The organism is Pseudomonas sp. KD5 (assembly GCF_012932895.1).
Taxonomy (GTDB): Bacteria; Pseudomonadota; Gammaproteobacteria; order Pseudomonadales; family Pseudomonadaceae; genus Aquipseudomonas.
In genome coordinates, this window is the sequence record NZ_JDWJ01000001.1 from 668,941 (window position 1) to 692,197 (window position 23,257).

Sequence of the window (23,257 nt, forward strand, 5' to 3'; positions counted from 1 at the left end):
GCCGATGTTTGGAACCGTCAGCCGCGATTAAGCGACTGGAACACGCCAGTCATCGGAACCCGAAGTACCGGATACTTCGTGGGTCCAGGTGATTTTGCGGTAGGTGAATTGCACTTCTTCCAGGTGCGTGAAGTGCGAGTTCGACGGATCCTGGCAGTTGTGCATTTTGTTGTTGATGGCGACGATGATCGCGTCTTCCAGTTTGGTGGTGTAGTAGTGCTCTTGGGTACCTTGAGCCGAAGTGCGGTACCACTGGATAACGATTTCGCTCATGCGCTCGCCGGAGGTCAGCGCCGCTTGCAGCAGTGGCGAAGACTTGTCGTAGACCTTGGTGATCACGACTGGCTTGTGTACACGCTGACCGGTCGGTTGGCCGGACTGTGGGTCACGCGGGATGATCACGTCGTGGCTGAACGCCTGAACCATGACCTGGTCTTCGTGGCCTTCCTGGTAGGTGTTGCCAACGGAGTCGGCGGTGAATGCGCCGGCAGTGATCAGGCCTTGTTTTTCGCCGGTAACGGACATGTACGCTGGTGTTGCCATGGGGTGCTCTCCTTGCGGATAAATTTAAGGTGCCCGGGAGGCGGTATCGCCCGGTGGGTGCCTGACTGTTCTCAAGGAGCGTGCCATAAATGTTTTTTGTCATATAAATCAGGTGGTTGAGGCTATTTTTTAAACGTGGAGAGGTTTTTCGGCAGCGATTACCTGAAAAAGTGCGCAACTTCTTGCGCAGTGGTGCGCAAGAAGTTGCGCACTCGGCTGGAGGGCTTGATCCACCTGGCGTTCAGCGTTGTCGAGGTGTTTTTGGGACGAATAACTGCGCAAGAAGTTGCGCATCAAGGCTATGAGCGACCATCCCGATAGACCCAGCCGTCTGTCCGGGCAATTCCAGTGGCGATGGAATTTTTTTCCGGACCTGTCGCTCTGCTGATGTAGAGACGTGCCGATTCAGCGTCCGCCAGCGAGCACCCGGTAAGCCATGAACAAGACCCTGGACGATTACAACCGCATGCGTGACTTTGTGGCGACTCCGGAACCGGCCGCCGCCAAGCGTTCGGGCAAAAAAGCGGTGAAGGATCATGCGCTGCAATTCTGCATTCAGAAACATGACGCCTCGCACCTGCACTATGACTTTCGCCTTGAGCTCGATGGCGCGCTGAAAAGTTGGGCCGTGCCGAAAGGCCCGTCGCTGGACCCCAAGGTCAAGCGCCTGGCAATCCACGTCGAAGACCATCCGCTCGATTACGCCACGTTCGAGGGCACCATTCCCGAAGGGCATTACGGCGCCGGCGAGGTGATCGTTTGGGACCGTGGGGTGTGGATTCCCCAGGACGACCCTGCCAAGGCGTACGCCAAGGGGCGGCTGAAATTCGAGTTGCAAGGGGAGAAGCTCGGCGGCCTGTGGAACCTCGTGCGCACGCACATGCCGGGCAAGCAGGAGCAATGGTTTCTGATCAAACATCAGGACGGCGCGGCCAGGCCCGAAAGCGATTACGACGTGGTCGCCGCCGAGCCCGACAGCGTACTCAGCGATCGCACCATTGTCGCCAAGTCGAAACCCAGTCCCGTTAAAAAGCCAGCGGCGAAGGCGCGCAGAGAGCGCTCATCACAGCTGACAGGCGCTCGCAAAGCCAAACTGCCGGAGCTGCTCAAACCCGAATTGGCGACACTGGTGGAATCCGCGCCGGACGGCGAATGGAGCTATGAGATCAAGTTCGACGGTTACCGGGTCATGGCGCGCATCGACCACGATGAAGTCAAGCTCTTCACCCGCAACGGTCACGACTGGACCCACAAATTGCCAGAGCAGGCTGCAGCGCTGGCGGCGTTGGGCCTGGAATCGGCCTGGCTCGACGGCGAAATGGTGGTGGCGGACGAGCAGGGTGTTCCGGATTTTCAGGCGTTGCAAAACGCCTTCGATGCCGGTCGTAGCGCCAGCATCGTTTACTACCTGTTCGATTTGCCTTACCTCAATGGCGTGGACCTGCGCGAAGTTCCTGTCGAAGCGCGCAGGGCGGCGCTGGCGACTGTGCTCAAGCCCGATGAAAACCCTCTGTTGCGGTTCTCCGACACGTTCAACGAGTCCCCGGAGGCGTTACTCGACAGCGCCTGTAAAATGCACATGGAAGGGTTGATTGGCAAACGCCTGGGCTCGCCTTACGTGTCCCGGCGCAGCAGTGACTGGATCAAACTAAAGTGCAAGCATCGGCAGGAATTCATCGTGGTCGGCTTCACCGATCCCAAAGGCTCGCGCAGTGCCTTTGGCGCGTTGCTGCTGGGGCTGCACGACCGTGACAGCGGGGAATTGCGCTATGCGGGCAAGGTCGGCACCGGATTCAGCGAGGCGAGCCTCAAGCGTCTTTACGAACAACTGAAACCGCTGCAGACGAAAAAGCCCTCGGTGGTGAACCCGCCCACCGGTGTTGAAGTCAAGGGTGTGCATTGGCTCAAACCCGTTTTGCTGGCGGAAGTGGCCTTCGCCGAGATGACGAAGGACGGCTCGGTGCGCCAGGCCGTGTTCCATGGGCTGCGCGAGGATAAGCCTGCCGCCGACATCACCGAGGAGCGTCCGACAACCGTGAAAACCTCAACCACTAAAACTAAAACCTCCCAAGCGGCACCGTCACAAGTCGGCCTGGAGCAGGGCAAGGTGCGCATCACGCATCCGGATCGGGTGATCGATGCCAGTAGCGGCACCACCAAGATGCAATTGGCGGAGTATTACGCCAGCGTCGCCGAGTGGATTCTGCCGCAACTCAAGGACCGGCCGGTGGCGCTGGTGCGCGCACCGGACGGCATCACCGGCGAACTGTTCTTTCAGAAGAACGCCGAGAATCTGGCCATACCCGGCATTGTCACTCTGGACAAGGCACTGACCGGCCAACCGATGATGGTTATCAACAATGCCCAGGCCCTGATTGGCGCAGTGCAGATGAGTACCGTGGAGCTGCACACCTGGAACGCCACGTCGGTCGATCTGGACAAACCCGACCGCTTCGTCCTCGACCTCGACCCGGATCCGGCGTTGCCCTGGAAGAGCATGGTCGAAGCGACCCGGCTGATCCTCACGGTGCTGGATGAGCTGGGGCTCAAGGCGTTTCTCAAGACCAGCGGCGGCAAGGGGATTCACCTGGTCGTACCGCTGACCCGCAAACACGGTTGGGACGAGGTCAAGGACTTCAGCCATGCGATTGTCAGTCACATGGCCAAGCTGCTGCCGGAACGATTTTCCGCGGTGTCGGGGCCGAAAAACCGGGTTGGGCGCATCTTTATCGATTACCTGCGCAACGGCCTCGGCGCCACCACGATCTGCGCTTATGCCGTGCGCAGCCGCGAAGGGTTGCCAGTGTCGGTACCGATCTTTCGCGAAGAAGTGTCTGAGCTCAAGGGGGGTAATCAATGGAACCTGCACACTGTGCATGAACGTTTGGCCGAGGTGGGCGATGAACCCTGGGCCGACCTGAAGAAAACCCGGCAGACGATTACCGCCGAGATGCGGCGACGGATCGGGATGAAAAAATAGTGAATCGGAAGGGATGTGGCGAGGGGGCTTGTCGGAACGACGCATCGCCCCGTTTGAGTGCGTAGCACTCACAAAATCTTTGGTACATCAGAGATTTTGGGGCCGCTTCGCAGCCCAGCGGGGGCAAGCCCCCTCACCACAACAACTATTGCTTGCCCACTGCGGCAGCGAGCAGCGGCGCCACCTGTTCATCGGTCAATGCGGCGTGGACTTCCATGTTCATGAGGTCGCTCCATTCCAGTACCCACTTCTGAATCGCCACTGGATCACTGGCCTCGGCAATGCCCACTCCACTGGAGCCGCCGACAGCATGCCAGCGTCCCAGCATGCTGACGCCTGCGGGTGGGGCACCACCGGTCTTGAGAAAACGTTCGATCGCGCTGTTACGTTGCTGCGGACTGATGGACCAACGGACCATGAATAACATCTGCCACCTCCTGCTACGGACTGGCACCTTTTATCTTCGCGTTCCTGGCTGGCGCCGGGGCCACGGTCACGCCTGAGTTTCCAGCTACGTCCTGGCTGGCCTGAAACCTGTTCTCCCATGAGAAGGCATAGCAGCGGACCGTGTCGCGTGTACGACCGCTGATCCTGTTTCAGGGCATTCTAATGAACGTATCGGGATAACGGTGCAAGCCATCAGGCATCACGCAACAAGTCGTTGGCATTGAGCAGCTCGTAGGCAACTTCCGGGTGCTTCTCCAGTCCTCGGCGAATGGCCGCCGGGATCGACTGACGGGTTTTGCGGCACAGGCCCGGCAGTTCGCCCAAGGTGATATTGATACCGCGCATGGTGCGCACTTCATTGAAGCCCGGAGCGATCTCCACGCGCAGACCCAACTGCTCATACATTCGCCGTTGCAGACGCTCCAGGTCGCTCAGGCTCTGGAGGTTTTCCAGGCGTTCGATCAGGCGTTTCTCTTCCGACTGGGTCAGGCTCAGGATGCGCAGGTCCGTGCCGGGGGTTTCCAACAGCTGCTCACGCTCGCAGATGCAAGCACCGGGAGGGCAGGGTTGGCGGATCGGAAGAGAGGTCGTCATGGGGTTCAATCATAGAGCGCTATGATCGGGTTTGCCCATGGGGTTGTTGTAGCTTTGAGCGCGATGTATTCCGTCGATGCAACACGCCTCCTGTTTACACAGTGTCTAGTGTGTTGCATCGACCGGTTGAATCTATTTTATCTGCACAATCACCGGACCTTCCGTCACGATCGGTGGTTTCACTTGAATATGCGAAGCATTTTTCTGAATCCAGTCGCGCGCCACTTTCAAGCTTGCATCAGTGCCGGTCTTGTCTGTGCAAACAGTTACCGCCGTGCCGCCATCACCCGTATTGAGCAGTGTGTAGCTTACGAGGCCGGGCACTGTCCGCAGGGTGGCTTCGACGTCGGCATTGCGCTCCTCCAGAAGCTTGAAAAGCTGTTCTGCTCCAGCGCCCAGGTAGGTTCTTATCACCGCATACATAGTCGTCTCCTTCGGGAGTGCGGTCTTGATGCCAATCAAGATCCGCTGATGGCCGCCATCACTCAGGTTTCAGTTCACCCCCCGATTTATTCAGCTTAGCCAAACGCCGGTGACAAGCGAAATGCAACGACCATCGGCCACAATTGGCCGCATTGGCGACCATCGTTGGGCGGATTTACCTCTCTGTCGGTTCTTAGGGGCTTTACTTCTATTCAAGCCCTATATGCACAGAGAGGAGAGCACGATGAGCGACGAACAGGTAGCACCTGAAACACAAGGCGTTGCGGTGAAGTTACTGGCAACGGTTGACCTTGGCCCCGAGATCGAAGGCATGGCAGGGCGCCAGCTTAGAATGCGCATGGTGACCATCGAGCCTGGAGGCGTCTTCGGGCCGGTTCACAACCATAAAGACAGACCCGGTACCGTCTACATACTGCAAGGAACCATCACCGACCATCGAAATGGCGTCGCCACGGACTATGGGCCGGGCGTGGGTTGGCCCGAGGACAGGAACACCACGCACTGGCTTGAGAACCGGGGCACGATTGCTGCGGTGGAGATCTCGGTCGATATTGTCAGGCAGGAGTAAGTTCAGGCCCGACATCTAGCACGGTCGGAACTAGAGTCGATTCAATCCGCTAACGGGGTTCCATAATCCGTAGTACCGGGTGCCCGTCGATATCCTTGAGCGGAAAATACGAGCGGTGTGTCGCGGCATCTACGGCAACGACATGCGCACGCGGGCCCACGCTGCCATTGCCAATTTTCGTGACCACTGCCCCCTTCACGTGGAACATCGACACAATGCCGGCCTCTCCTGCGACATAAAGTGTGTTCAGCACTGGATCGAACGCAAGCACATCGGGGGCTCCCCCGGTATCGAACGCCTGGATGACCCGCATGGTGTGCATATCCAGTACGAGGAGCTTGTCATTACCTTCGCACGCGATAAAGGCAAGCCGGTCATGCGGATTGATCAACAAACCATGATTGCCACGTGCCCCCGGCAGATCAATGCGCGCCACGATGTGGTCGGTCGCGGGATCGATTTCGATAAGTTGCCGACGAGTCTGGATATTGACGAAGACGTGTCGTGATATGGGGTCATATTGTGTATTGCCGACTTCACCTCCCAATGGAATCGTCGCAACACGAGTGTTCGTGTCCACGTCGATCACCGTTTCGGTTTCGCCGCTTTCGTTCGATACGTAAAGCTTGTGGAGGTGAGGCACATAAGCCATGCCGTCCGGATAGATGCCGCCTGGTATGCGACTGACAATTGCCAGGGTCGCTTCGTCTATTGCAACGATTTCGTTCGTACCTGTCGCTGAAGCGTAGACACGTGACAACTCAGGAATTACGAGCACACCGTGTACCGACGAGACGTTCGCAATGCGCCCGACAACGCGGGACTCGCGCATGTCAAAGGCGATAACTTCACCGTCACCAAGATGAGCGATGAACATCAGGTTGCGCTCTGGATCGTAGCTCTCGTAGTCGAGCCGAGTGGCGCCACCGGGCAATGGAATGTCGGCGACGTGCTTCAGTGGCAGGTCGTTAGTCGGCAACTCGTCGGCGGCCAGACAGTAGCGAAGACTTGCGAAGCCCAAAATGGCTAGCGCAGTCAGCAGGATCGCGAAGACTGGCAGAGTGAAACGTCGATTGTCTCGTGTGTTCATGAGGTCTTCTCCTGATCGGACAAGGCGGGTTCAACCGCCTCGCCCAAGTCTCAGCAATGCGCAGATCAGAATGTGCCGTGTTTCACTGATCATGAGCCCAGTTCCGGGCTGGACCTCCGTGTGGACGCCTCTCACATCTGAGGAGGCCAATTATGTGACTCGCCCTGACATTCCTTGCACCAGGCATACAGGGCGTCATACAGGATCAAACCATGTGCCAGCATTTCGTGGTCATCGGCATAACATTGCGATAGTCCCAGCGAAATCGCATAGAGCCCAGCCGATTGCGGTGTCAGATCCAGGCGGGAGGTATCTGCGCCGCGCACGATTTTGGCCAACTGCTGCAAGGCAGGATCACTGAGCTGGTACTTCTTCAGGAACGCATCAAAGCTGCACAGCTCACCTACGTGGGAAAGCTCAACGCCCGGAATGTCATAAGGCGTTGCACCTTTCTCAGCGGCAATCTGCAGAACCTCTCTGCTGGGCACGTACAAGAACTCGGCCTGGGGATCGATAAAATGAGTGATCAGCCAAGGACAGGCAATGCGGTCGATCTTGGGTCGTTCACGGGTAATCCACCTCATGGAACACCTCCTGCCTAACTCAGTAGGCTGGGTGATCTGGCAGGCCCGGTGCCCGCCAGAAAATAGTTGATCATTGCGCGCTCTAGCGCAGTAAGTGCACAGTCAAACCAACGAGTGCGCAGGCCATCAGTACCTGAATCACGCCGCGCTTGAAGCGGAACAAGGCAATCGCCGCCGCAATCGCGATCAGCGCGGAAGGCCAGTCCAGGTTGCCGCTGAACCCTTTGGGCCAAAGAACGTGATAGCCGAAGAAACACGCCAGATTGAGAATCACCCCAACCACAGCGGCAGTAATCCCGGTAAGCGGTGCGGTGAACTTGAGTTCATTGTGAGTCGACTCCACCAGCGGGCCACCTGCGAGGATGAACAGGAACGAAGGCAGGAAGGTGAACCAGGTCACCAGCGTGGCCGCGACGGCTCCGGCCAGAAACACCTGATCGGCGCCGAACACCTGCGAGACATAGGCGCCGACAAAGCCGACGAAAGCCACCACCATGATCAGCGGCCCCGGTGTGGTTTCCCCCAGCGCCAATCCGTCGATCATTTGTGTCGGTGTCAGCCAGCCATAATGACCGACCGCGCCTTGGTAGACGTAGGGAAGCACCGCATAGGCGCCGCCAAAGGTCAGCAATGCGGCCTTGGTAAAGAACCAGCCCATCTGAGTCAAGGTGCCTTCCCAGCCAAAGAGCACGGTCAAGACCCCCATCGGCAACGCCCACAACGCTGCGCCGATGAGTGCCAGCAGCGCCAGTTTCAACCAGCTGAACCGGGCATGCTCAGGGGACGGGGTGTCGTCATCGATCAATGCTGGGCCGAAGGACTTTTTGGCGGCGCTATGGCCCCCGGTCCTGAATTTCTCGGGCGCCAGGCGGCCTCCTGCATAACCGATTAACGCGGCTCCCAGCACGATCAGCGGGAACGGCACATTGAACGCGAAGATCGCGGTAAATGACGCCGCCGCCATAGCCCACAGCCAGTTGTTCTTCAGCGCGCGTGAGCCGATTCGATGGGCCGCCTGCACGACGATGGCCGTCACGGCGGGCTTGATGCCATAGAAAAGCCCGGCCACCACCGGGACTTCGCCGAAGGCGATATACATCCAGGACAGCGCGATCAGGATGAACAGTGAGGGCAACACAAACAGCCCCCCGGCGATCACCCCACCCCAGGTTCGATGCATCAACCAACCGATATAGGTTGCTAGCTGCTGAGCCTCCGGCCCTGGCAACAGCATGCAATAGTTGAGGGCGTGCAGAAACCGCCGCTCGGAAATCCAACGCCGCCGCTCTACCAACTCCTGGTGCATGATCGAGATCTGTCCTGCGGGCCCGCCAAAGCTAATGAATCCCAACTTCAGCCAGAACCAGAACGCCTCACGCAAACTGATCGGTTCAGGCCTCGACAGATCCTCTTCAACAGCTGATGGGGAAGCCTTAATCATTGGGATGTTCCTCTTTCACGAACTCGGCGAGCAGGCCGTCAAAGATGGCGCTGGCAGCAGCCAACAAGTGGTCGTCATGGGTAATGGTTTCGCGTAGCCCTGCCAGCACCCGTTCGATGCCGGCAGCCTCCACCGGCTGAATGCCACCGATATCGAGGTAATGCACCAGTGCAGCGATGCGGCTCAGGCCCGGCTCTTGAAGTTCAAAGCTGGCTTGCAGGGTTTCAAAGGTCACGCGATTGCCGACATGACTGAAAGTTGCGTCATCGAAGTCGAAACCCAATGCATCGGCTGGGCACTCCTGTGGAGTGTTCAGCCAAAGGATCTGAGCCTGCGGATCAATGAAGCGCCGAATCAACCAGGCGCAAGCCAGGCGGTCGACCCACGGGCGTTTACGTGTTGCCCAGACACGACATTGATAATCGCCAAGGCTCAGCGCCGTGATTGGCTGGTCGCAGCTATGCGGCTCATCCGCAGACAGCGCTCTGCTGACTGCTGTCTCCAGTTCCTGCAAAGCCGAGTCGATCTGCTGTTTGGGTTTACCTGGAAAGTAATCGATGCTGGCGAGCTGTTCATAGGCTTTGCGCAGCTTGCGAATTTGCTTGGTGGTGACCAGTGCATTCTCGGCATTGAGCTGTGCCCGGCATGCTTCGATCTCGGCGCCTAGCTTGCTGTAATCATCGCTACGGTCGAACAGCTCAATAAAGCGCTCACCATCAGGATCAACGACAGGCAGGACGTAGGCAGTGCCATTGATGGCCAAGATGTCGCGCTCGACAGACGTTAGCGCTTCTCGACAGGCAGCGGTATCAGGTAAGAGATAGGCGCCATCGCGTAAGACCGCCGCTCCAGAGGCTTTTAGCGCGCGCCAGGCACGCATGCGTTCGGTGGCATTGGCAGTTGGCAGACCTAATATCAAAGCTAGCCAATTTTTCATGTAGCGTTTTCTACGATTTATGTAGGTCTTGCTACTTTATTCCTGATTCAGGCCATGGGGAAGCGCTCCTTCAGAAGTAGGGCGGCAAACGACCCTGAACGGTCATTCATTTTTGTTTTTCACCGTGCGAGCTAACAGAACCTGCCCATCCCAATCCGCATCTGCCATTCCTTCGGTCCGGGATACGAGCCGCCCACCCTCAAGAACGGCCGCTAGCATTCTGCGCGGTGTATTCGCATCGGGCTGTGTTGACGTTAACGTGATGAGGGCCAGGGGATGATAGAAACGCTCCTCGACAATCGAGCCAATCCACAGCGGCATAGTTCGCCCGTTTGTGAGCTCGATATCGACGATCCACAATCGAAGCACCAGACGCGAACCGGCAGGCCCATCATCGTTATACGGTCGAACGAGAGTCAGACTGGGAAGGCGACCACTGGCGAAAAGGGGGATGACCGGAAGATCGGCAGGGTCAGTCTGGACGGTAAACCAGTTCAGGGTATTCAACAGTGTCCATGCCGCTGAGGTGCGCCATCCGTTGCGCTGCAGGACATCTTGCAACTCCGGCAGACCACCGGCCCACTGAAACGTCAGTGGTTCATTCGTCTCGCCAGTGAGGTCGATACGCCGCACCGGCAGTTGCTGCCAATCCGACGCCCACCAATCGGTGGCAGCTAAGGTCAACGTTCCCACCTTGACGGCATAACGACTGCTGTCCGTCGTATGGTTACGGTAAATATTGAAGCCGCCGGCGAGCAGAAGTGTCACACATCCGAGGGCGAGCAGCCCCGCTGACCCAATGTGCTCGGCCTGCCGCCGCAGGTAGAAGAGGCTGAGTAGCGCCAGCCAAGCGGATCCGAATGTCAGCCCCCCGAGCACGTCGGAAAGCCAATGTGCCCCGAGGTAGAGGTGCGAGAATGCAATCAGAAATATCAGGGTGGCTGCGCCAGGAGCGACCACGAGGCGCCGTGCCGGGCGGGTATCACGCGCGATAAGGAAGGCGAGAAAACCGTATAGCACGACATTGATCGTGCTGTGGCCGCTGGGGAAGGAAAAGGCACTCCACCCGGAATAGAGAGGTTCCGCAGGGAGAGCTCGATACAGCGCTACCTTGATGACTATGGTGAGCCCCGAAGCGCCAGCAATCGCAATCAGCCAATAGGCAGCCGTACGCCAAGCGCGTTTCCACATGAGCCACAGCAAGACAACAATCGTGACCGCCAGCACGACCTTGGTGTCGCCGAGTTCTGTGATGGCGATCATCACCGCATCGCCCGGTGCAGTGCGAAGATCCTGGAGCACGCGGTATATCGCGCTATCTGCAAGCAGCAACGGGTCGCCGTTGATGATGTCCTCAAGGACACCGAAGAAAAGCCACGCGGCACCGACGAGCAGGACCGTCGACAGTGCGAGAGCCCGTGCTTCGGGCCGTGAAGGATCGAGAAAGTGAGTGAGACTGCGGCTCAGCCAGGTGTCGTGGGCGCCGGTCCAGCCCCGCAACCGCTGCACTGCGACGATGAAGTAGGGGATGCCGCGATGCAGCGCCCAGCGCACGATATGCAGGACCACCCAGCCCACCGCGACTAAAATGACCAGCAGGATCGCGAGCGGCTTTGCAGCTGCACCGAGAATGCTGAACGTCGCGCCGACGAGCACGCCGGGCAGGATATGCGACGGAGCCCAGGCGAGCGCCGACACGACATTGACGGCATAAAACCGACTGACCGCCATTCCCAGCGTGCCGGCGAGGAGCGGAACGAAGGCGCGGACGCCCGGTGTGAAGCGCGCGAAAAAGATACTTTTATCGCGATGACGGTTGAAAAAGGCTTCGCTGCGCTGAATCAGCTCAGGATGCCGGTTCAGTGGCCAGAGGCCAAGAATCTCGCGGCGGTATCGGTGCCCGAGCCAGAACGAAAGACCATCCCCCGCAATGGCGCCTGACGTGGCGGCGATCAGTAACGGCCAGAGCAATAACACGCCACTCGGCACCAGAGTGCTGAGCGCAAGGATCACGGCGGTGCCGGGAACGACGACACCGATGATCGGAATTGACTCGGAAAGTGCCAGGAGAAACACGGCCAGATACGCGATATGCGGGTGCGCCGTGAGTAACTCGATGATCGATGAGACCAAGGACGTCATATTTCGCGGCTGCCTATGGAGTACCAGTGGGGCGGCGATCGACACGGGTGTCTGCAATTCCCGGCTGCACAATCAGTTTGCGCAACAGACCAAGCATAGCTACTCATTGGCTATCGCTCCGTCCACTGCCTGCTTTTGGTCCGGAGTCGAGACTCTCGGAGGCTGTGATGGAGAGCGATTGCCTCCACGATCAAGAGGCCGCGACTGAAATACCCGTCCGGGCAAGCAGTGTTTCGGACGCGACCATGAACTGACTGATATGCGCTTCAGTCATGCCCGTAGACGGCAGGATCGCCTGGCCCTTGCTGTTGAACATCACGCCGCTGCGATCCTCGATCTCAGGGGCAACCAGTAACGGGACGATTCTCTTCGCATAAGTTTCGGCGGTGGGTGTCAGCAGCCCGATCAGGCCCTCCGCGATGCGCGATTTCAGCGAGCCCTTGCCGAAAAAGTTATCGCGGATACTGGTTTTGATCAGACCGGGATTCAGGCCAAAAGCGTCCAGGTGCGGGTAGCGCTGCACCGCATCCAGAACAAGCATTTCGTTGCCGGCCACCGTGTTCATGTGCGCGGACATGGCCTTATAGGACCTTTCAGCATTGAGGTCGTCGAACGTCCCTATCTGGCCCGTGCCGGGATAGCCCACGACAATCACCCTTGGTTTGTTCTTAGCCTTGGGCCTGTCTGTACCCAACTTCGGCCCGACGTTGCGCAGGATGACCATGCGGTTCAGATAGCTGACTGCCAGATCGCGCTCAATGCCCTCCGCTGTTTCCTGACGTTGGGAGGCGGCGAAGATACCGGTGGTGAAAATGAGCAGATCCAGGGATTCCGCCGGCAGCAGCCTGGCGACCCGCAGCGCCTCACTCATCAGGCTCAGGTCCGCCTGGAGAAATTCGATGCCCTGGGTGCCAGCATCACGAAAAGTTTGCCCAACGACCAGGACGCGAGCGCCGCGAGAGGCCAGCAAGCGACTCAATGCCTGCCCGATGCCACCGGTGCCACCCACGACGGCAACCCGCATCCCTTTGAGGTCAAGGTTCTGTGCATCGACGTGGCGCCACGTCAGGCTGGTGTCACGTTTCATGATGGCTCTCACATAAATGGCTGGAGGCGCATCATCCGCTCTATTGTTTTTGGGATAAATATGGGTTTTTGGATTTAACTGATCCATTCATGGAGCAAAGGCCCAGCCCTTTGAACATCAAGGATGTCGAGGAGGTTCTGACTGGGCCACGCTGGCCCTTAGCGCTCTGGCTACCTTGGCTTGAATCTCGTAAGCAGGCGCCTCGACGGCTGTGTAATCACGGGTATAGCGAGTGGAAAACTCCCGAACCCCCCATTGCTGGTACTGCTGCACGTGCTTCAATTCATGCGCCCACAGCGCGACATTGTTAAGAGCATCATCGGCACTGCGAAAGACGATGATGTCTATCAGGGTGACCGCAGTGACATCGGGATTCTGCAACATGGTGTTTGCGGCGTTCAGCTCCTCATCATCGCCTACCTTGTAGCGGGCTGAATCAAGCACCTGGATGTCATAGTAGGGTTCGAGTTGGGCCCGGATATTCAGCGGGATTGTCCGAATATCGCCAGTTGCCGCGGTGTCGCGCGATTGCACGATCCAACTCTGTAATCCAGTGGAAGCTATTTGGCTCATGTTCTCAAAAATCGACCCGGTCTCCTCTTTGGAGCCCGGAGCACAAAAACAAGTGACCACGCAGACTTCGTACTGCCCTTTTGGGCAGGCGTAAACAGAGAACGAAGTGCCAACGGAAAAGAGCAGTACCGATAACCGGAACATTTGACGCAAAAAGACAGCTGACAATTGGTTCTCCCAGAGGTAGTGGCAGTCGGCAGGTGATGCTTCTGGTAGCTCGCACCTGGTGTTCAACCGCGCGTTGGACCGTTGCGGCCACCGTTTGTTGCCTTCAGAGCCCACCGCTTTTTCAGGCCACTTCCCACATTACCTGAAAGGCCGCGCTTGGCCGTTTCTACCTGTCGCGTTCACAGCCGCGCGGCCGACAAACGGTCGGTCGCGCGCTGTCGATCAATTATTCATGATGGGGGCCAGTGCGGTCTGAATCCTGGCCATTTGTGCCGGCGTTGTCATGCGCGTCAGCAGCCGGCCAAAGTGTGGATGCTGCACGCCCGAGATAATGTACTGCCAGCGATAGGCGCTCAGCAGGCAGGCATGGATTTGCGCTGTCTTATCGACACTGAACGGTCTTGAGACACTTCTAATAAAGTAGTCGGCATCGGATGCCGATTGTGCCTGCAGGATTGCATCGACGGCCGCCACCAGCGCAATCAGATCGTTCACTGCCAGGTCACACTCGGCTGGCGACAGTTTCGCATGCTCCGCCTTCCACTCCAGTTCATCGAGTACGACGTGCCGGCTTTCATCCTTCCAGTGAAATTTGAAGACATCCTTGAATAGGGGGCACAACTCCTCGCGCGGTGCGATGCTCTGTGCGTAGTGCGCCTGAACAAAAAGCTCGATATGACAGGTCAGCGCCAGCACCGACCAAGTGCTGGCTGCAAGTACCGCACGTGCCACATCGTTTGGATCGGCAACTTGACGATATCCCGCGGGCAATTGCGAACCAATCATCGTCTCCATGCGCCGGAATAATTCCTGGTGCTTGATCTCGTCGTTGGAAAAGCGCACCAGCGCTTCGAGTGCAAGCTGATCGTCAAATACATGGGCTCGGCCTTGATCGAGCATTTTGGCACTGATAAAGCGCTCGACCAGGCCAAAGATGTACGCATAGGTCCGGCCCTGAATCTGACTGAGCAGGCGTGCTTCGGCCTCGACGAGAAAGGTCAGGCGGTCGATTTGCGAGAGTCCATCGGGCAGGAATTTGCGCGAGAAGTCGAAACTCCGGTCCTGTAGCAAATCGCGATCGATCTGCCATTCGGCTTTTTTCGATGATCTGACCATTTGAGCATAACGGGCGGCGTTGCCGGACTCTGAGCGGGGTAGGGTAGCGATGGTGTTCATCTAGATCTCCTGCTGCCTTGGTCGAGTTGGAATGGGGCAATTACGGTTGACGTCGGAGCCAATGACCATCGATCTCTGAGTCCGCGTTGGTGCTAATCTAGGCATCGCGGTTCAGGTGGTGAATGACCGATGCGCCTGAATACCTGCTCCGGAGTCCGGAAAAGAGGACGGGCAAGTGTTGGATGCGCTTTCTGATGTCTTGCGTGTGATCAGGCTGTCTGGAGGGGTCTTCCTCGAGGCGGAACTCACTGCGCCCTGGTGCATCAACGGCAGAATCTCGGCGGATGATTGCAAACCGTTCCTGGCGGCCCCTCGACATATCATTGCGTCGCATTTTGTCGCCGCGGGGCACATGCAAATACGAATAGACGGTGGTGCCACCCTCGACGTGGGGGCAGGCGAACTCGTTCTGCTTCCTCGCAATGATGCCCATTCCTTTGGCAGTGACCTGAGCATTGCGCCCATGCCGGCGAGGGAAGTCATTCAGCCACCAGACGTCGGCGGCATTTCACGAATCAGGTACGGCGGGGGCGGCGAGGTCACGCAGTTGTTGTGTGGCTTCCTCGGCTCTGAAACACCCTTCAGCCCGTTGCTTTCGTCGCTGCCATCCTTATTGAAACTCGACCTGCGCGCGACGGCTTCGGGCACCTGGATCGAAAGCTCATTCCGTTTTGCTGTGAGTGAAATCGCGGCGGGACGGGTCGGCTCGACAACGGTCATCGCCAAGCTATCCGAATTGCTATTCGTCGAAGCCGTCAGCCAGTACGTCGCCAGCCTACCCACTGAGCGGCGCGGGTGGCTGGCGGGTTTGCGAGACCCGCATATCGGGCGCGCACTGGCGCTACTCCATGCTCGTCCAACCGAGGGCTGGACTGCAGAAGCGCTGGCGCTTGAAGTGGGCATGTCGCGCTCGGTATTCGCGGAGCGATTCACGGCATTGGTCGGACAGCCACCGATGCAATACCTGACGCTCTGGCGTATGCACGTGGCGGCTCAACACCTACGCGAAGGTCGCGGCAATGTGGCGCAAATTGGCTTTGCCGTTGGCTACGAGTCCGAAGCTGCGTTCAGTCGCGCATTCAAACGCCAGTTCGGCACGTCACCCGGCACTTGGCGCAGACAATCAGCATGAGAAGATCCGGAGCCGATGGAGACTCACTCAGCTAAATCGAAAGACCAAACCGACATTCGTGCTCTGCCCCTTTTCGAGAAGCATGTTCGATCAAGAAGCCACACCGTTCGAGTACTTTTGCCGAGCCGATATTTCCCGCGTATACGGTGGCAACCAGTTGTTTAAGGTTCCAGTGCACCTGCGCCTGCTGGATCAGATGCTTCACCGCCAGCGTCGCCAGTCCCTGTCCGCAAGCGTTTTGGGCAATCCTATAGCCGACTTCTGCCGACCGCACGGTCATGTCGATGCCTTTGAGGTTCGCCCGACCCACGATGTTTGCGCCGTCATCTTCGATGACGAATGGATGCCAGGTTCCGGCGGCAAAATCAGCTAAATAAGCGTCAATGTGGTCGGTGACGCCCTGCACCGAGTAAAAAGCAGAGCCGCGCGCGTCAATGTGGCGCTCGAACCATTCGCGATTGTCCAACTCGAACGCCAGCAACGCCTCGGCATCAGTACTTTGCAGGGTACGAATTCTGACGGGCTTCATAAGGTCGCTTTCCTTGCGGGTGAAACTACTTGAATGATTGTGCAGTGGAACAACTGTCCGCTCCTGGCCGGTAGGGCGGACAGTCAGGACACTAGCGTCAGGCTTCGGATTGATGAGCCGCCCAGTGTTTCATCTCTTCGGCAATGAAGTGGTTCACCAGGTCGCTGTACATCTTCTCGATGGCATCCGGGCTCAGGCCCTCGGCTTCGGCCCATTCGCGTCGTGTTGCCAGCATGGCCTTGAAACGCTCCGGAGCGCGCACCGAAGTCACCGAGGTCTTGAACTTCGAGGCGGCCAGCACGTAGTGAAAACGCTTGCCCAACAGCTTGATAACGGCCTGGTCAAGGGCGTCGATTTCGCGTCGGATATCTTCCATGCCTGCACACTCTGCGGGCTGCAACTGATTGATGACTTCCATGTAGGTGACTCCGTTTGTTGAAAAAATCGTGGATTCAAGTTTTGATTTTACGACGGCTACGCAGCCTCGCGAGCGCTGATAAATTCGATGAGCGCTTTCAAGGCGGGTGGCACATGCCGCCGGCTTGAGTAGTAAAGAAAGAACCGGCTGGGCGGTGCTTTCCACTCCTGGAGTATTTCTCTGAGATGCCCGTTCCGGAGATCGTCGCGCACCAGCTCCTCGTAGACATAGGCAATACCAGCGCCGTCTTTCGCTGCCTGGATCATCAGCCCATCGTCTTCCAGAATCAGCGGGCCGGTGACGGACAATCGTATCGGTTGACCGTCGGCTTGATACTCCCAGGCGTAAAGTTTGCCACTGGGAAAACGCCTGGCAATGCACGCATGGTCGAGCAAGTCGCGGGGGACGTGCGCGGTTCCCTTCGCGGCCAGATAAGCATCCGCGGCTACGGTCACGAACGATTGAGGTGCGCCGACAGGGACTGCGATCATGTCACCGGCCAGGCTTTCACCAAAGCGGACTCCAGCGTCAAATCCCTCGTTCACGATATCGGTCAATCCATCATCGGTGATCAGGTCCAACTGAATACGTGGATACCTGGCCACGAAGGGCGCCAGCACTTTCGCAAACACGATGCGAGCCGCCGGACGCGCCACGTTGAGGCGAAGTTTGCCAGTGGGCACTTCCTGCATCGAGGTCAATTGCGCCAATGCATCGTTAACCTGGTGCAGGCTCGGGACCAGCGTTGCCAATAGCTGCTGGCCGGCCTCGGTCGGGGTCACGCTACGAGTGGTTCGGTTCAGCAGCCTGATGCCCAAACGTGCTTCCAACGCTCGCATTGCGTGACTCAACGCGGAAGCCGAAACGCCACGTTCGTCGGCGGCCTTGCGAAAGCTGCGATGGCGAGCGACGGCGGCAAAGGCGTCGAGTTCAGAGAGATCGGGGTGATAACTCATGAGTGTTGTTCAGTAGTTCAAATACGATTACCTATCTTATCGTCATGAGACCTCTGCCGGATACTTCCTCCATCATTCGTGGAGAGGTCGCTATGCAAAACAATCGTCTTGGATCATCGGATTTTCTGATTTCGCCGATTGGCCTGGGAACCTGGGCAATCGCCGGCACCGGCTGGGAGTACAGTTGGGGAGCGCAGGATGACAAGGACAGCCTGGGCGCACTTGAATATGCCGTCGAACGCGGCGTGAACTGGATTGATACCGCTGCGGTTTATGGCTTGGGCCATGCGGAGCAACTGGTGGGGCAATTGCTGCGGCGGGTGCCGGCCTCACGGCGTCCTTTGGTGTTCACCAAAGGCAGTCTGGTCTGGGACCCGGTCACGAAGAAGATTTCGCATTCACTGGCCCCTCAATCCTTGCTTGCCGAGATCGACGCAAGCTTGCGCCGGCTTCAAGTCGAGACGATCGATCTTTATCAGATCCACTGGCCTGCTTTTCCTGCCGACGCCAGCAGTGAAGGCATTGAAATGGCGCTTTCGGCTTTGGCCGCCGCGCGCGATCAAGGAAAGATTCGCGCTATCGGTGTATCGAATTTCGATGTCGCTCAACTCAAGCGGGCGCAGGCGGTGACGGAGATCGTTTCGCTCCAGCCGCCGTACTCGGCCTTGATGCGGGACATCGAGCAGGACGTTCTGCCACTCTGTGAGCAGAGCGGGATGGGTGTGCTTGCCTATTCCACGCTTCAATCAGGGCTACTGTCCGGCAGCATGACGCGCGAACGCATCTCGCAACTGCCCGAAGACGATTGGCGCAAGGCCCGAAGTGCTGATTTCCAGGAGCCCCGTTTGAGTGCGAACCTGGCATTGGTTGACGTCATGGCACGTATTGGAGAAAGGCACGGGGTGAGCGCTGCTGCGGTCGCCATCGCCTGGGTTCTTCGCAAACCGGTCGTGACGGGCGCCATTGTCGGAGCCCGCCATCGCGCGCAAGTAGACGGGCTGATTGCAGCCCTGGAGTTGCGCCTCAGCGCTGCGGAGATCGACGAAATTCGACCGTTCCTGCCGGCGGGCATGGGAACCAATGTCCCTGGTGCCGCCTGACACTATTAAGAAGAGGATGAGTGTTCAGTTTGCATACTGAACGCAGGCGTTCGATGGGTAGCAGAGCGGTCGATCAAGATCGCAATGCTACCCATCACACGGTGGGGGACACTCATCACTCAGAAGCGAGCGTGGCGTTCCCCCGTACCTGTGGGGTATCAGCGGCCGTCTGGCGATCCACCTTGAACCATGCGGCGTACAACGCCGGGACGAAGAAGATCGTCAGTAGCGTCGCCACGGTAAGACCGCCCATGATCGCAATTGCCATCGGCCCCCAGAACACACTGCGCGTTAGCGGGATCATTGCAAGCACGGTGGCCAGCGCCGTCAGCATCACCGGACGAGTCCTGTGAATGGCCGCATCCAGCACGGCATTCCACGGGTCGCGTCCTTCGGCGATCTCGGTTTGCACCTGGTCGATCAGGATGACCGAGTTGCGCATGATCATGCCACCCAGTGCAATGATGCCCAGGATCGCGACGAAGCCCAGCGGCGACTGGAACACCAGCAGCGCCGGCACCACACCGATCAAGCCCAGCGGCGCGGTCAGTACCACCATCCACATGCGAGAGAAGTTCTGCAGTTGCAGCATAAGCAGCAGCAGGATGCTGATCATCATCAGCGGGGCCACCGCCAGCAGCGCCTTGTTGGCCTTGTCGCTTTCCTCCACCGCGCCGCCCACGTCGATGCGGTAGCCCGACGGCAGTTTCGCTTCGATCTCCTTGAGCAACGGCCGGATCTGCTGCGTCACCGATACACCTTGCTCGCCATCTTTCACGTCGGCACGCACCGTGATCGCCATGTCGCGGTTGCGGCGCCACAGCACCGGCTCTTCCAGTTCCGAGCGCACCTGTGCGACTTGCGACAGTGGCACCACCGTGCCCTGGCGCGTGTAGAGGTTGATGTCTTTGAGTGTGTCGAGGCTCAAGCGCTCCTCAGGCACGGCGCGGGCCACGATGTCGATCAGGTCCTCGTGCTCACGCAGCTGCGACAGGGTTGCGCCGTTCATCACGGTCTGGGTCGCCAGCGACACGTCGGCCGGCGTGAGGCCCAGCGCGCTCGCCTTGTCCTGATCCAGCTGCACTTTCAGCGTGCGCACCGGGTCGTTCCAGTCGAGCTGGAGGTCGCGCACCTTCGGGTTGGACGCCACCACCTTCTCCACGTCGCGGGCGATCTGGCGCACCATTTGGGTATCAGGGCCGACGACGCGGAACTGCACCGGGTAGCCGACAGGGGGGCCCAACTCGAGCCGGGTCACGCGCACCCATGCCTGCGGGAATTGTTGGTCGGCCGAGGTCATCAGCCGTGCACGGACTCGCTCGCGTGCATCCAGGTCCTTGGTCATCACAACGAGCTGGGCAAATCCGGGATTCGGCAGCTCGGGGTTGAGCGAGAGATAGAAGCGTGGTGCGCCGGCGCCGGTGTAGGCAGTATAGAAACGCACGTCCTCGTCCTTCGCCAGGATCTCTTCCATGTGCTTGACCTGCTCGGTCGTCGCGGCGAACGAGGAGCCTTCCTTGACGCGCAGGTCAATCACCAGTTCAGGACGCGAACTGTTAGGGAAGAATTGCTGCGGCACTAGCTTGATACAGGCCAGCGCCAGCACCAGGGCGCCAAACGTCGCGCCGATGACCACCCAGCGGTGCTCGATGGCGGCGTCGATCAGGCGGCGCAGGCTGCGGTAGAACTTCGTGTCATACAGATCACCGTGCTGGTGCTTGCCCAAATCGTTGGGCAGCATCTTCACTGCCAAGTACGGTGTGAAGATGCCGGAGCAGATCCACGAGAACAGCACCGCGGCGCCGACGATCCAGAAAATGCCACCTGCGTACTCGCCGGTGGTGGACTTCGAGAGGCCGATCGGCAGGAAGCCTACGACGGTGATGAGTGCGCCGGTCAGGCGCGGCATGGCGGTGGACTGATAGGAGAAGGCGGCCGCCTTTATGCGGTCCATGCCGGTTTCCATCTTCGCCACCATCATCTCGATGGCGATGATGGCGTCATCCACCAGCAGTCCCAACGCGATAATCAGCGAGCCGAGCGAGATGCGTTCGAGGTTCCAGCCCATCGCCAGCATCACCAGCGCCACGCCGCCCAGCACCAGCGGCACCGTGGTCGCGACCACGAGGCCGGCGCGCCAGCCCAGGCTGGCCAGGCTCACCGCGATCACGATGATCAGCGCCTCGGCCAGCGCATGACCGAAGTCCAGGATGGCGTCCTTCACCGTGGTTGGCTGGTCGGCCACCAGCTCCAGCTCCACGCCGTGTGGAAGTTCGGACTGGATCTTGGCGACTGCCGTATTCATCGCCTTGCCAAGGTCCACGATGTTGCCGTCGCTGGTCATCGTGATGCCGAGCATCAGCACTGGCTGGCCGTTGTGGCGTACCGTGTAGGTGGGCGGATCTTCGAAGCCACGGGTAACGGTCGCAATGTCGCCGAGCTTGATCAGTCGACCGCCCGCAGTGATGGGCACGTTACGGATAGCTTCTTCACTGGCGAATTGGCCGCTTACGCGCACCATCACGCGGTCGCCTCGGGTGTCGATCTGGCCTGCGGGCAACAGGGCGTTCTGGCTCTTGAGGCTTTCGGCGATGGCCAGCGGAGTAATGCCCAGCGCTGCCAGGCGCTCGTGCGAGAACTCGACGTAGACACGCTTGGCCTGTTTGCCGATGAGGTCGATCTTCTTGACCATCGGCACCTTCAGCATCTGGCGCTTGATGTCTTCGGCCGCGTCCGACAGGTCGGCGTGACCGATGCCGTCGCCCTTGACGGCGTACATCAGGCCATACACGTCGCCGTACTCGTCGTTTACGATCGGCCCGATCACGCCGTCAGGCAGCTCGAGGCTCAGGTCGTTGAGTTTTTTACGCGCCTGGTACCAGGCCTCGCGCTGGTCAGCCTTGGAGGTGCCGCCGCGCACGGTGAGCGTCATGCCCGCGTAGCCTTGGCGCGCATAGGTGACCACCTTCTCGAAGTTGTCGATCTGCTCGAATTTCTTCTCCATGCGATTGAGGACCTCGTCCTGCATCTGCTGGGCGGTAGCGCCCGGCCAGATGACCATGGTGGTCATGGAGGGCACGGAAAAATTCGGGTCCTCGAGCTGACCGAGCCGGGTGAAGCTGAAGGCACCGGCCACCGCGACGAGGATGAGCATGAACAGGACGATGGCGCGGTGACGCAGCGCCCAGTCGGTGAGGTTGAAGTTGTTCATCGGGCGGCCTGCTGCGTGGTGTTCGCGTCAACAATCGACGCGCCGGGAAGCGCGACTTTCAGCCCGGATGCCATCTTCTGCACCCCGGCGGTGACGACCAAAGCGCCGGCCTGTGGCCCGGAGACGAGCACCTCGTCATTGCGATAGCCCCACACCGCCACCTGCACCAGTTCGACGATGCCCGCCGGACCCTTGCCCTCGGGCGTGACCACCCACAGCGCTGGCTGGCCGCCGATTTGTGTCAGTGCCGTGGCTGGCACCGCCGCCACGGAGACATTTGTCATCATCCGCTCGGCGGTTACCGTGGCAGTGGCGCCCAGTGGCAGCGCCTGCACCGGCTTGAGCCGCGCGCGATAGGTGCGTGTCTGCGCCGCAGCTTGCGGCGACAGTTCACGCAGCGTGACATCGAAGACTTCGTTCGGTGCACTGGCCAGCGAAGCCTTGAAACGCGCCTCCTTGAAGACCGACAGCTGATCCTCGGGCACATCGATGACGATCTCGGACTCATCCGGATTCGCAACCGAGACGATCGGTTGGCCCTCGGCCACGACCTGTCCGGCCTCAAAGCGTACAGCCGTGACAACACCGCTACGCGAGGCGCGCAGCACGGTGTATTTGAGCCGGTTGCGCGCGAGTTCGAGCTTTCGTGCCTCGGCCTCGGCGGTCGCATGCGCGGTTTGGGCGTTGGTCTGCGCGCGCTCGTCATCCGCTGCACTGACCGAGCCGTCAGCCTTCAGCGCGGTCAGGCGCTGGCGGTCCGAATCGGCCTGGTGCGTCTGCTCGACGGCAACCGTCCATTGTTGTCGCGACGCGTCTTCAGCGAGGCGGTAGTCGCTGTCATCCAGCACAGCCAGGATGTCGCCGTCGTGCACATACTGGCCGACATCGACCTTGCGCTGGGCGACCTTGCCGCCCACGCGGAAGGCCTGGTCGACTTCGTGCCGCGACTGTACGGTGCCGACATAGCGACTGATATCGCGGGCATTGTCGTAGCTGATTTCAGCGGTGCGAACCGGTCGTGGTGCCTGCACGGTGGGTTGGTCCGGGCTGCACGCGGACAGCATGACGGCTACGGCCAGGGCGCCGGCCGCAGTAAGGGAATTCTTCAAGACGGTTCCTCTTTGGAAAACGACAGAT

Annotated in this window: 21 protein-coding genes; 4 read left to right on the forward strand and 17 right to left on the reverse strand. The window is 59.2% G+C overall.

The window, feature by feature from the left end:
- Positions 1 to 27 precede the first annotated feature (27 nt).
- Positions 28 to 543, reverse strand: a complete 516-nt coding sequence (locus tag AF70_RS02980; RefSeq protein ID WP_007900657.1) for an Hcp family type VI secretion system effector — start codon at positions 541 to 543, stop codon at positions 28 to 30.
- 436 nt (positions 544 to 979) lie between these two features.
- Between AF70_RS02980 and ligD the strand changes: the two genes are divergently transcribed.
- Positions 980 to 3,523 carry a DNA ligase D gene (ligD, locus tag AF70_RS02985; RefSeq protein WP_028941317.1) on the forward strand — a complete coding sequence of 848 codons (2,544 nt, stop codon included), beginning with the start codon at positions 980 to 982 and terminating at the stop codon, positions 3,521 to 3,523.
- 145 nt (positions 3,524 to 3,668) lie between these two features.
- Here ligD and AF70_RS02990 read toward each other — a convergent pair whose 3' ends face one another.
- From AF70_RS02990 to AF70_RS03000, 3 genes are all read right to left on the reverse strand, one after another.
- Positions 3,669 to 3,950 carry a DUF3303 domain-containing protein gene (locus tag AF70_RS02990; RefSeq protein ID WP_007937010.1) on the reverse strand — a complete coding sequence of 94 codons (282 nt, stop codon included), beginning with the start codon at positions 3,948 to 3,950 and terminating at the stop codon, positions 3,669 to 3,671.
- Positions 3,951 to 4,162: 212 nt separating this feature from the next.
- A complete protein-coding gene (locus tag AF70_RS02995; protein ID WP_007937009.1) occupies positions 4,163 to 4,564 on the reverse strand; it encodes a hypothetical protein in 402 nt (133 codons plus the stop codon).
- A 132-nt stretch (positions 4,565 to 4,696) separates the two neighbouring features.
- The gene (locus AF70_RS03000) at positions 4,697 to 4,987 is read right to left on the reverse strand and encodes a hypothetical protein (protein WP_019580144.1); all 291 of its coding nucleotides are present in this window, start codon (positions 4,985 to 4,987) and stop codon (positions 4,697 to 4,699) included.
- Between the two features lie 244 nt (positions 4,988 to 5,231).
- Here AF70_RS03000 and AF70_RS03005 point away from each other — a divergent pair, with 244 nt between their 5' ends.
- Positions 5,232 to 5,576 carry a cupin domain-containing protein gene (locus tag AF70_RS03005; protein ID WP_019580145.1) on the forward strand — a complete coding sequence of 115 codons (345 nt, stop codon included), beginning with the start codon at positions 5,232 to 5,234 and terminating at the stop codon, positions 5,574 to 5,576.
- A 49-nt stretch (positions 5,577 to 5,625) separates the two neighbouring features.
- On the opposite strand, the gene AF70_RS03010 is transcribed toward AF70_RS03005, so the two are convergent.
- From AF70_RS03010 to AF70_RS03045, 8 genes are all read right to left on the reverse strand, one after another.
- The gene (locus tag AF70_RS03010; protein ID WP_028941318.1) at positions 5,626 to 6,666 is read right to left on the reverse strand and encodes a YncE family protein; all 1,041 of its coding nucleotides are present in this window, start codon (positions 6,664 to 6,666) and stop codon (positions 5,626 to 5,628) included.
- Positions 6,667 to 6,797: 131 nt separating this feature from the next.
- Positions 6,798 to 7,250, reverse strand: a complete 453-nt coding sequence (locus AF70_RS03015; RefSeq protein WP_019580147.1) for a chromate resistance protein ChrB domain-containing protein — start codon at positions 7,248 to 7,250, stop codon at positions 6,798 to 6,800.
- Between the two features lie 82 nt (positions 7,251 to 7,332).
- Positions 7,333 to 8,691, reverse strand: coding sequence for a chromate efflux transporter (gene chrA / locus AF70_RS03020; protein WP_018925604.1), 1,359 nt, complete (start codon positions 8,689 to 8,691; stop codon positions 7,333 to 7,335).
- Positions 8,684 to 9,628: a chromate resistance protein ChrB domain-containing protein gene (locus AF70_RS03025; RefSeq protein ID WP_028941319.1), complete on the reverse strand. Its 945-nt coding sequence runs from the start codon at positions 9,626 to 9,628 to the stop codon at positions 8,684 to 8,686. The genes chrA and AF70_RS03025 overlap by 8 nt, the downstream gene beginning before the upstream one ends.
- A 102-nt stretch (positions 9,629 to 9,730) precedes the next feature.
- Positions 9,731 to 11,770: a bifunctional DedA family/phosphatase PAP2 family protein gene (locus AF70_RS03030; RefSeq protein WP_028941320.1), complete on the reverse strand. Its 2,040-nt coding sequence runs from the start codon at positions 11,768 to 11,770 to the stop codon at positions 9,731 to 9,733.
- A 190-nt stretch (positions 11,771 to 11,960) separates the two neighbouring features.
- Complete coding sequence (locus AF70_RS03035; RefSeq protein ID WP_028941321.1) at positions 11,961 to 12,857, reverse strand: SDR family NAD(P)-dependent oxidoreductase; 897 nt, start codon at positions 12,855 to 12,857, stop codon at positions 11,961 to 11,963.
- A 117-nt stretch (positions 12,858 to 12,974) separates the two neighbouring features.
- Positions 12,975 to 13,574 carry a DUF4157 domain-containing protein gene (locus AF70_RS03040; RefSeq protein WP_231508991.1) on the reverse strand — a complete coding sequence of 200 codons (600 nt, stop codon included), beginning with the start codon at positions 13,572 to 13,574 and terminating at the stop codon, positions 12,975 to 12,977.
- Positions 13,575 to 13,820: 246 nt separating this feature from the next.
- Complete coding sequence (locus AF70_RS03045) at positions 13,821 to 14,774, reverse strand: diiron oxygenase (RefSeq protein ID WP_028941323.1); 954 nt, start codon at positions 14,772 to 14,774, stop codon at positions 13,821 to 13,823.
- Positions 14,775 to 14,949: 175 nt separating this feature from the next.
- Between AF70_RS03045 and AF70_RS03050 the strand changes: the two genes are divergently transcribed.
- Complete coding sequence (locus AF70_RS03050; RefSeq protein ID WP_028941324.1) at positions 14,950 to 15,906, forward strand: AraC family transcriptional regulator; 957 nt, start codon at positions 14,950 to 14,952, stop codon at positions 15,904 to 15,906.
- Between the two features lie 31 nt (positions 15,907 to 15,937).
- On the opposite strand, the gene AF70_RS03055 is transcribed toward AF70_RS03050, so the two are convergent.
- The 3 genes from AF70_RS03055 to AF70_RS03065 form a co-directional block, all read right to left on the reverse strand.
- Complete coding sequence (locus tag AF70_RS03055; protein ID WP_028941325.1) at positions 15,938 to 16,435, reverse strand: GNAT family N-acetyltransferase; 498 nt, start codon at positions 16,433 to 16,435, stop codon at positions 15,938 to 15,940.
- Positions 16,436 to 16,532: 97 nt separating this feature from the next.
- Entirely contained in the window at positions 16,533 to 16,853 is a 321-nt protein-coding gene (locus AF70_RS03060) for an isochorismate lyase (RefSeq protein ID WP_019580154.1), read from the reverse strand.
- A 56-nt stretch (positions 16,854 to 16,909) separates the two neighbouring features.
- Positions 16,910 to 17,809, reverse strand: a complete 900-nt coding sequence (locus tag AF70_RS03065) for a LysR family transcriptional regulator (protein WP_019580155.1) — start codon at positions 17,807 to 17,809, stop codon at positions 16,910 to 16,912.
- Between the two features lie 92 nt (positions 17,810 to 17,901).
- Between AF70_RS03065 and AF70_RS03070 the strand changes: the two genes are divergently transcribed.
- Positions 17,902 to 18,909: an aldo/keto reductase gene (locus AF70_RS03070; RefSeq protein ID WP_028941326.1), complete on the forward strand. Its 1,008-nt coding sequence runs from the start codon at positions 17,902 to 17,904 to the stop codon at positions 18,907 to 18,909.
- Positions 18,910 to 19,024: 115 nt separating this feature from the next.
- Here the strand turns inward: AF70_RS03070 and AF70_RS03075 are convergent, their stop codons facing one another.
- Both AF70_RS03075 and AF70_RS03080 read right to left on the reverse strand, forming a co-directional pair.
- Entirely contained in the window at positions 19,025 to 22,120 is a 3,096-nt protein-coding gene (locus AF70_RS03075; protein WP_028941327.1) for an efflux RND transporter permease subunit, read from the reverse strand.
- Entirely contained in the window at positions 22,117 to 23,229 is a 1,113-nt protein-coding gene (locus AF70_RS03080) for an efflux RND transporter periplasmic adaptor subunit (protein WP_028941328.1), read from the reverse strand. The genes AF70_RS03075 and AF70_RS03080 overlap by 4 nt, the downstream gene beginning before the upstream one ends.
- Positions 23,230 to 23,257: the final 28 nt, after the last annotated feature.

Bases quoted from the DNA above. Each gene is read 5' to 3' on its own strand.
- AF70_RS02980 (WP_007900657.1), bottom strand. From the start codon at position 543: ATGGCAACACCAGCGTACATGTCCGTTACCGGCGAAAAACAAGGCCTG.
- ligD (WP_028941317.1), top strand. From the start codon at position 980: ATGAACAAGACCCTGGACGATTACAACCGCATGCGTGACTTTGTGGCG.
- AF70_RS02990 (WP_007937010.1), bottom strand. From the start codon at position 3,950: ATGTTATTCATGGTCCGTTGGTCCATCAGTCCGCAGCAACGTAACAGC.
- AF70_RS02995 (WP_007937009.1), bottom strand. From the start codon at position 4,564: ATGACGACCTCTCTTCCGATCCGCCAACCCTGCCCTCCCGGTGCTTGC.
- AF70_RS03000 (WP_019580144.1), bottom strand. From the start codon at position 4,987: ATGTATGCGGTGATAAGAACCTACCTGGGCGCTGGAGCAGAACAGCTT.
- AF70_RS03005 (WP_019580145.1), top strand. From the start codon at position 5,232: ATGAGCGACGAACAGGTAGCACCTGAAACACAAGGCGTTGCGGTGAAG.
- AF70_RS03010 (WP_028941318.1), bottom strand. From the start codon at position 6,666: ATGAACACACGAGACAATCGACGTTTCACTCTGCCAGTCTTCGCGATC.
- AF70_RS03015 (WP_019580147.1), bottom strand. From the start codon at position 7,250: ATGAGGTGGATTACCCGTGAACGACCCAAGATCGACCGCATTGCCTGT.
- chrA (WP_018925604.1), bottom strand. From the start codon at position 8,691: ATGATTAAGGCTTCCCCATCAGCTGTTGAAGAGGATCTGTCGAGGCCT.
- AF70_RS03025 (WP_028941319.1), bottom strand. From the start codon at position 9,628: ATGAAAAATTGGCTAGCTTTGATATTAGGTCTGCCAACTGCCAATGCC.
- AF70_RS03030 (WP_028941320.1), bottom strand. From the start codon at position 11,770: ATGACGTCCTTGGTCTCATCGATCATCGAGTTACTCACGGCGCACCCG.
- AF70_RS03035 (WP_028941321.1), bottom strand. From the start codon at position 12,857: ATGAAACGTGACACCAGCCTGACGTGGCGCCACGTCGATGCACAGAAC.
- AF70_RS03040 (WP_231508991.1), bottom strand. From the start codon at position 13,574: ATGTTCCGGTTATCGGTACTGCTCTTTTCCGTTGGCACTTCGTTCTCT.
- AF70_RS03045 (WP_028941323.1), bottom strand. From the start codon at position 14,774: ATGAACACCATCGCTACCCTACCCCGCTCAGAGTCCGGCAACGCCGCC.
- AF70_RS03055 (WP_028941325.1), bottom strand. From the start codon at position 16,435: ATGAAGCCCGTCAGAATTCGTACCCTGCAAAGTACTGATGCCGAGGCG.
- AF70_RS03060 (WP_019580154.1), bottom strand. From the start codon at position 16,853: ATGGAAGTCATCAATCAGTTGCAGCCCGCAGAGTGTGCAGGCATGGAA.
- AF70_RS03065 (WP_019580155.1), bottom strand. From the start codon at position 17,809: ATGAGTTATCACCCCGATCTCTCTGAACTCGACGCCTTTGCCGCCGTC.
- AF70_RS03070 (WP_028941326.1), top strand. From the start codon at position 17,902: ATGCAAAACAATCGTCTTGGATCATCGGATTTTCTGATTTCGCCGATT.
- AF70_RS03075 (WP_028941327.1), bottom strand. From the start codon at position 22,120: ATGAACAACTTCAACCTCACCGACTGGGCGCTGCGTCACCGCGCCATC.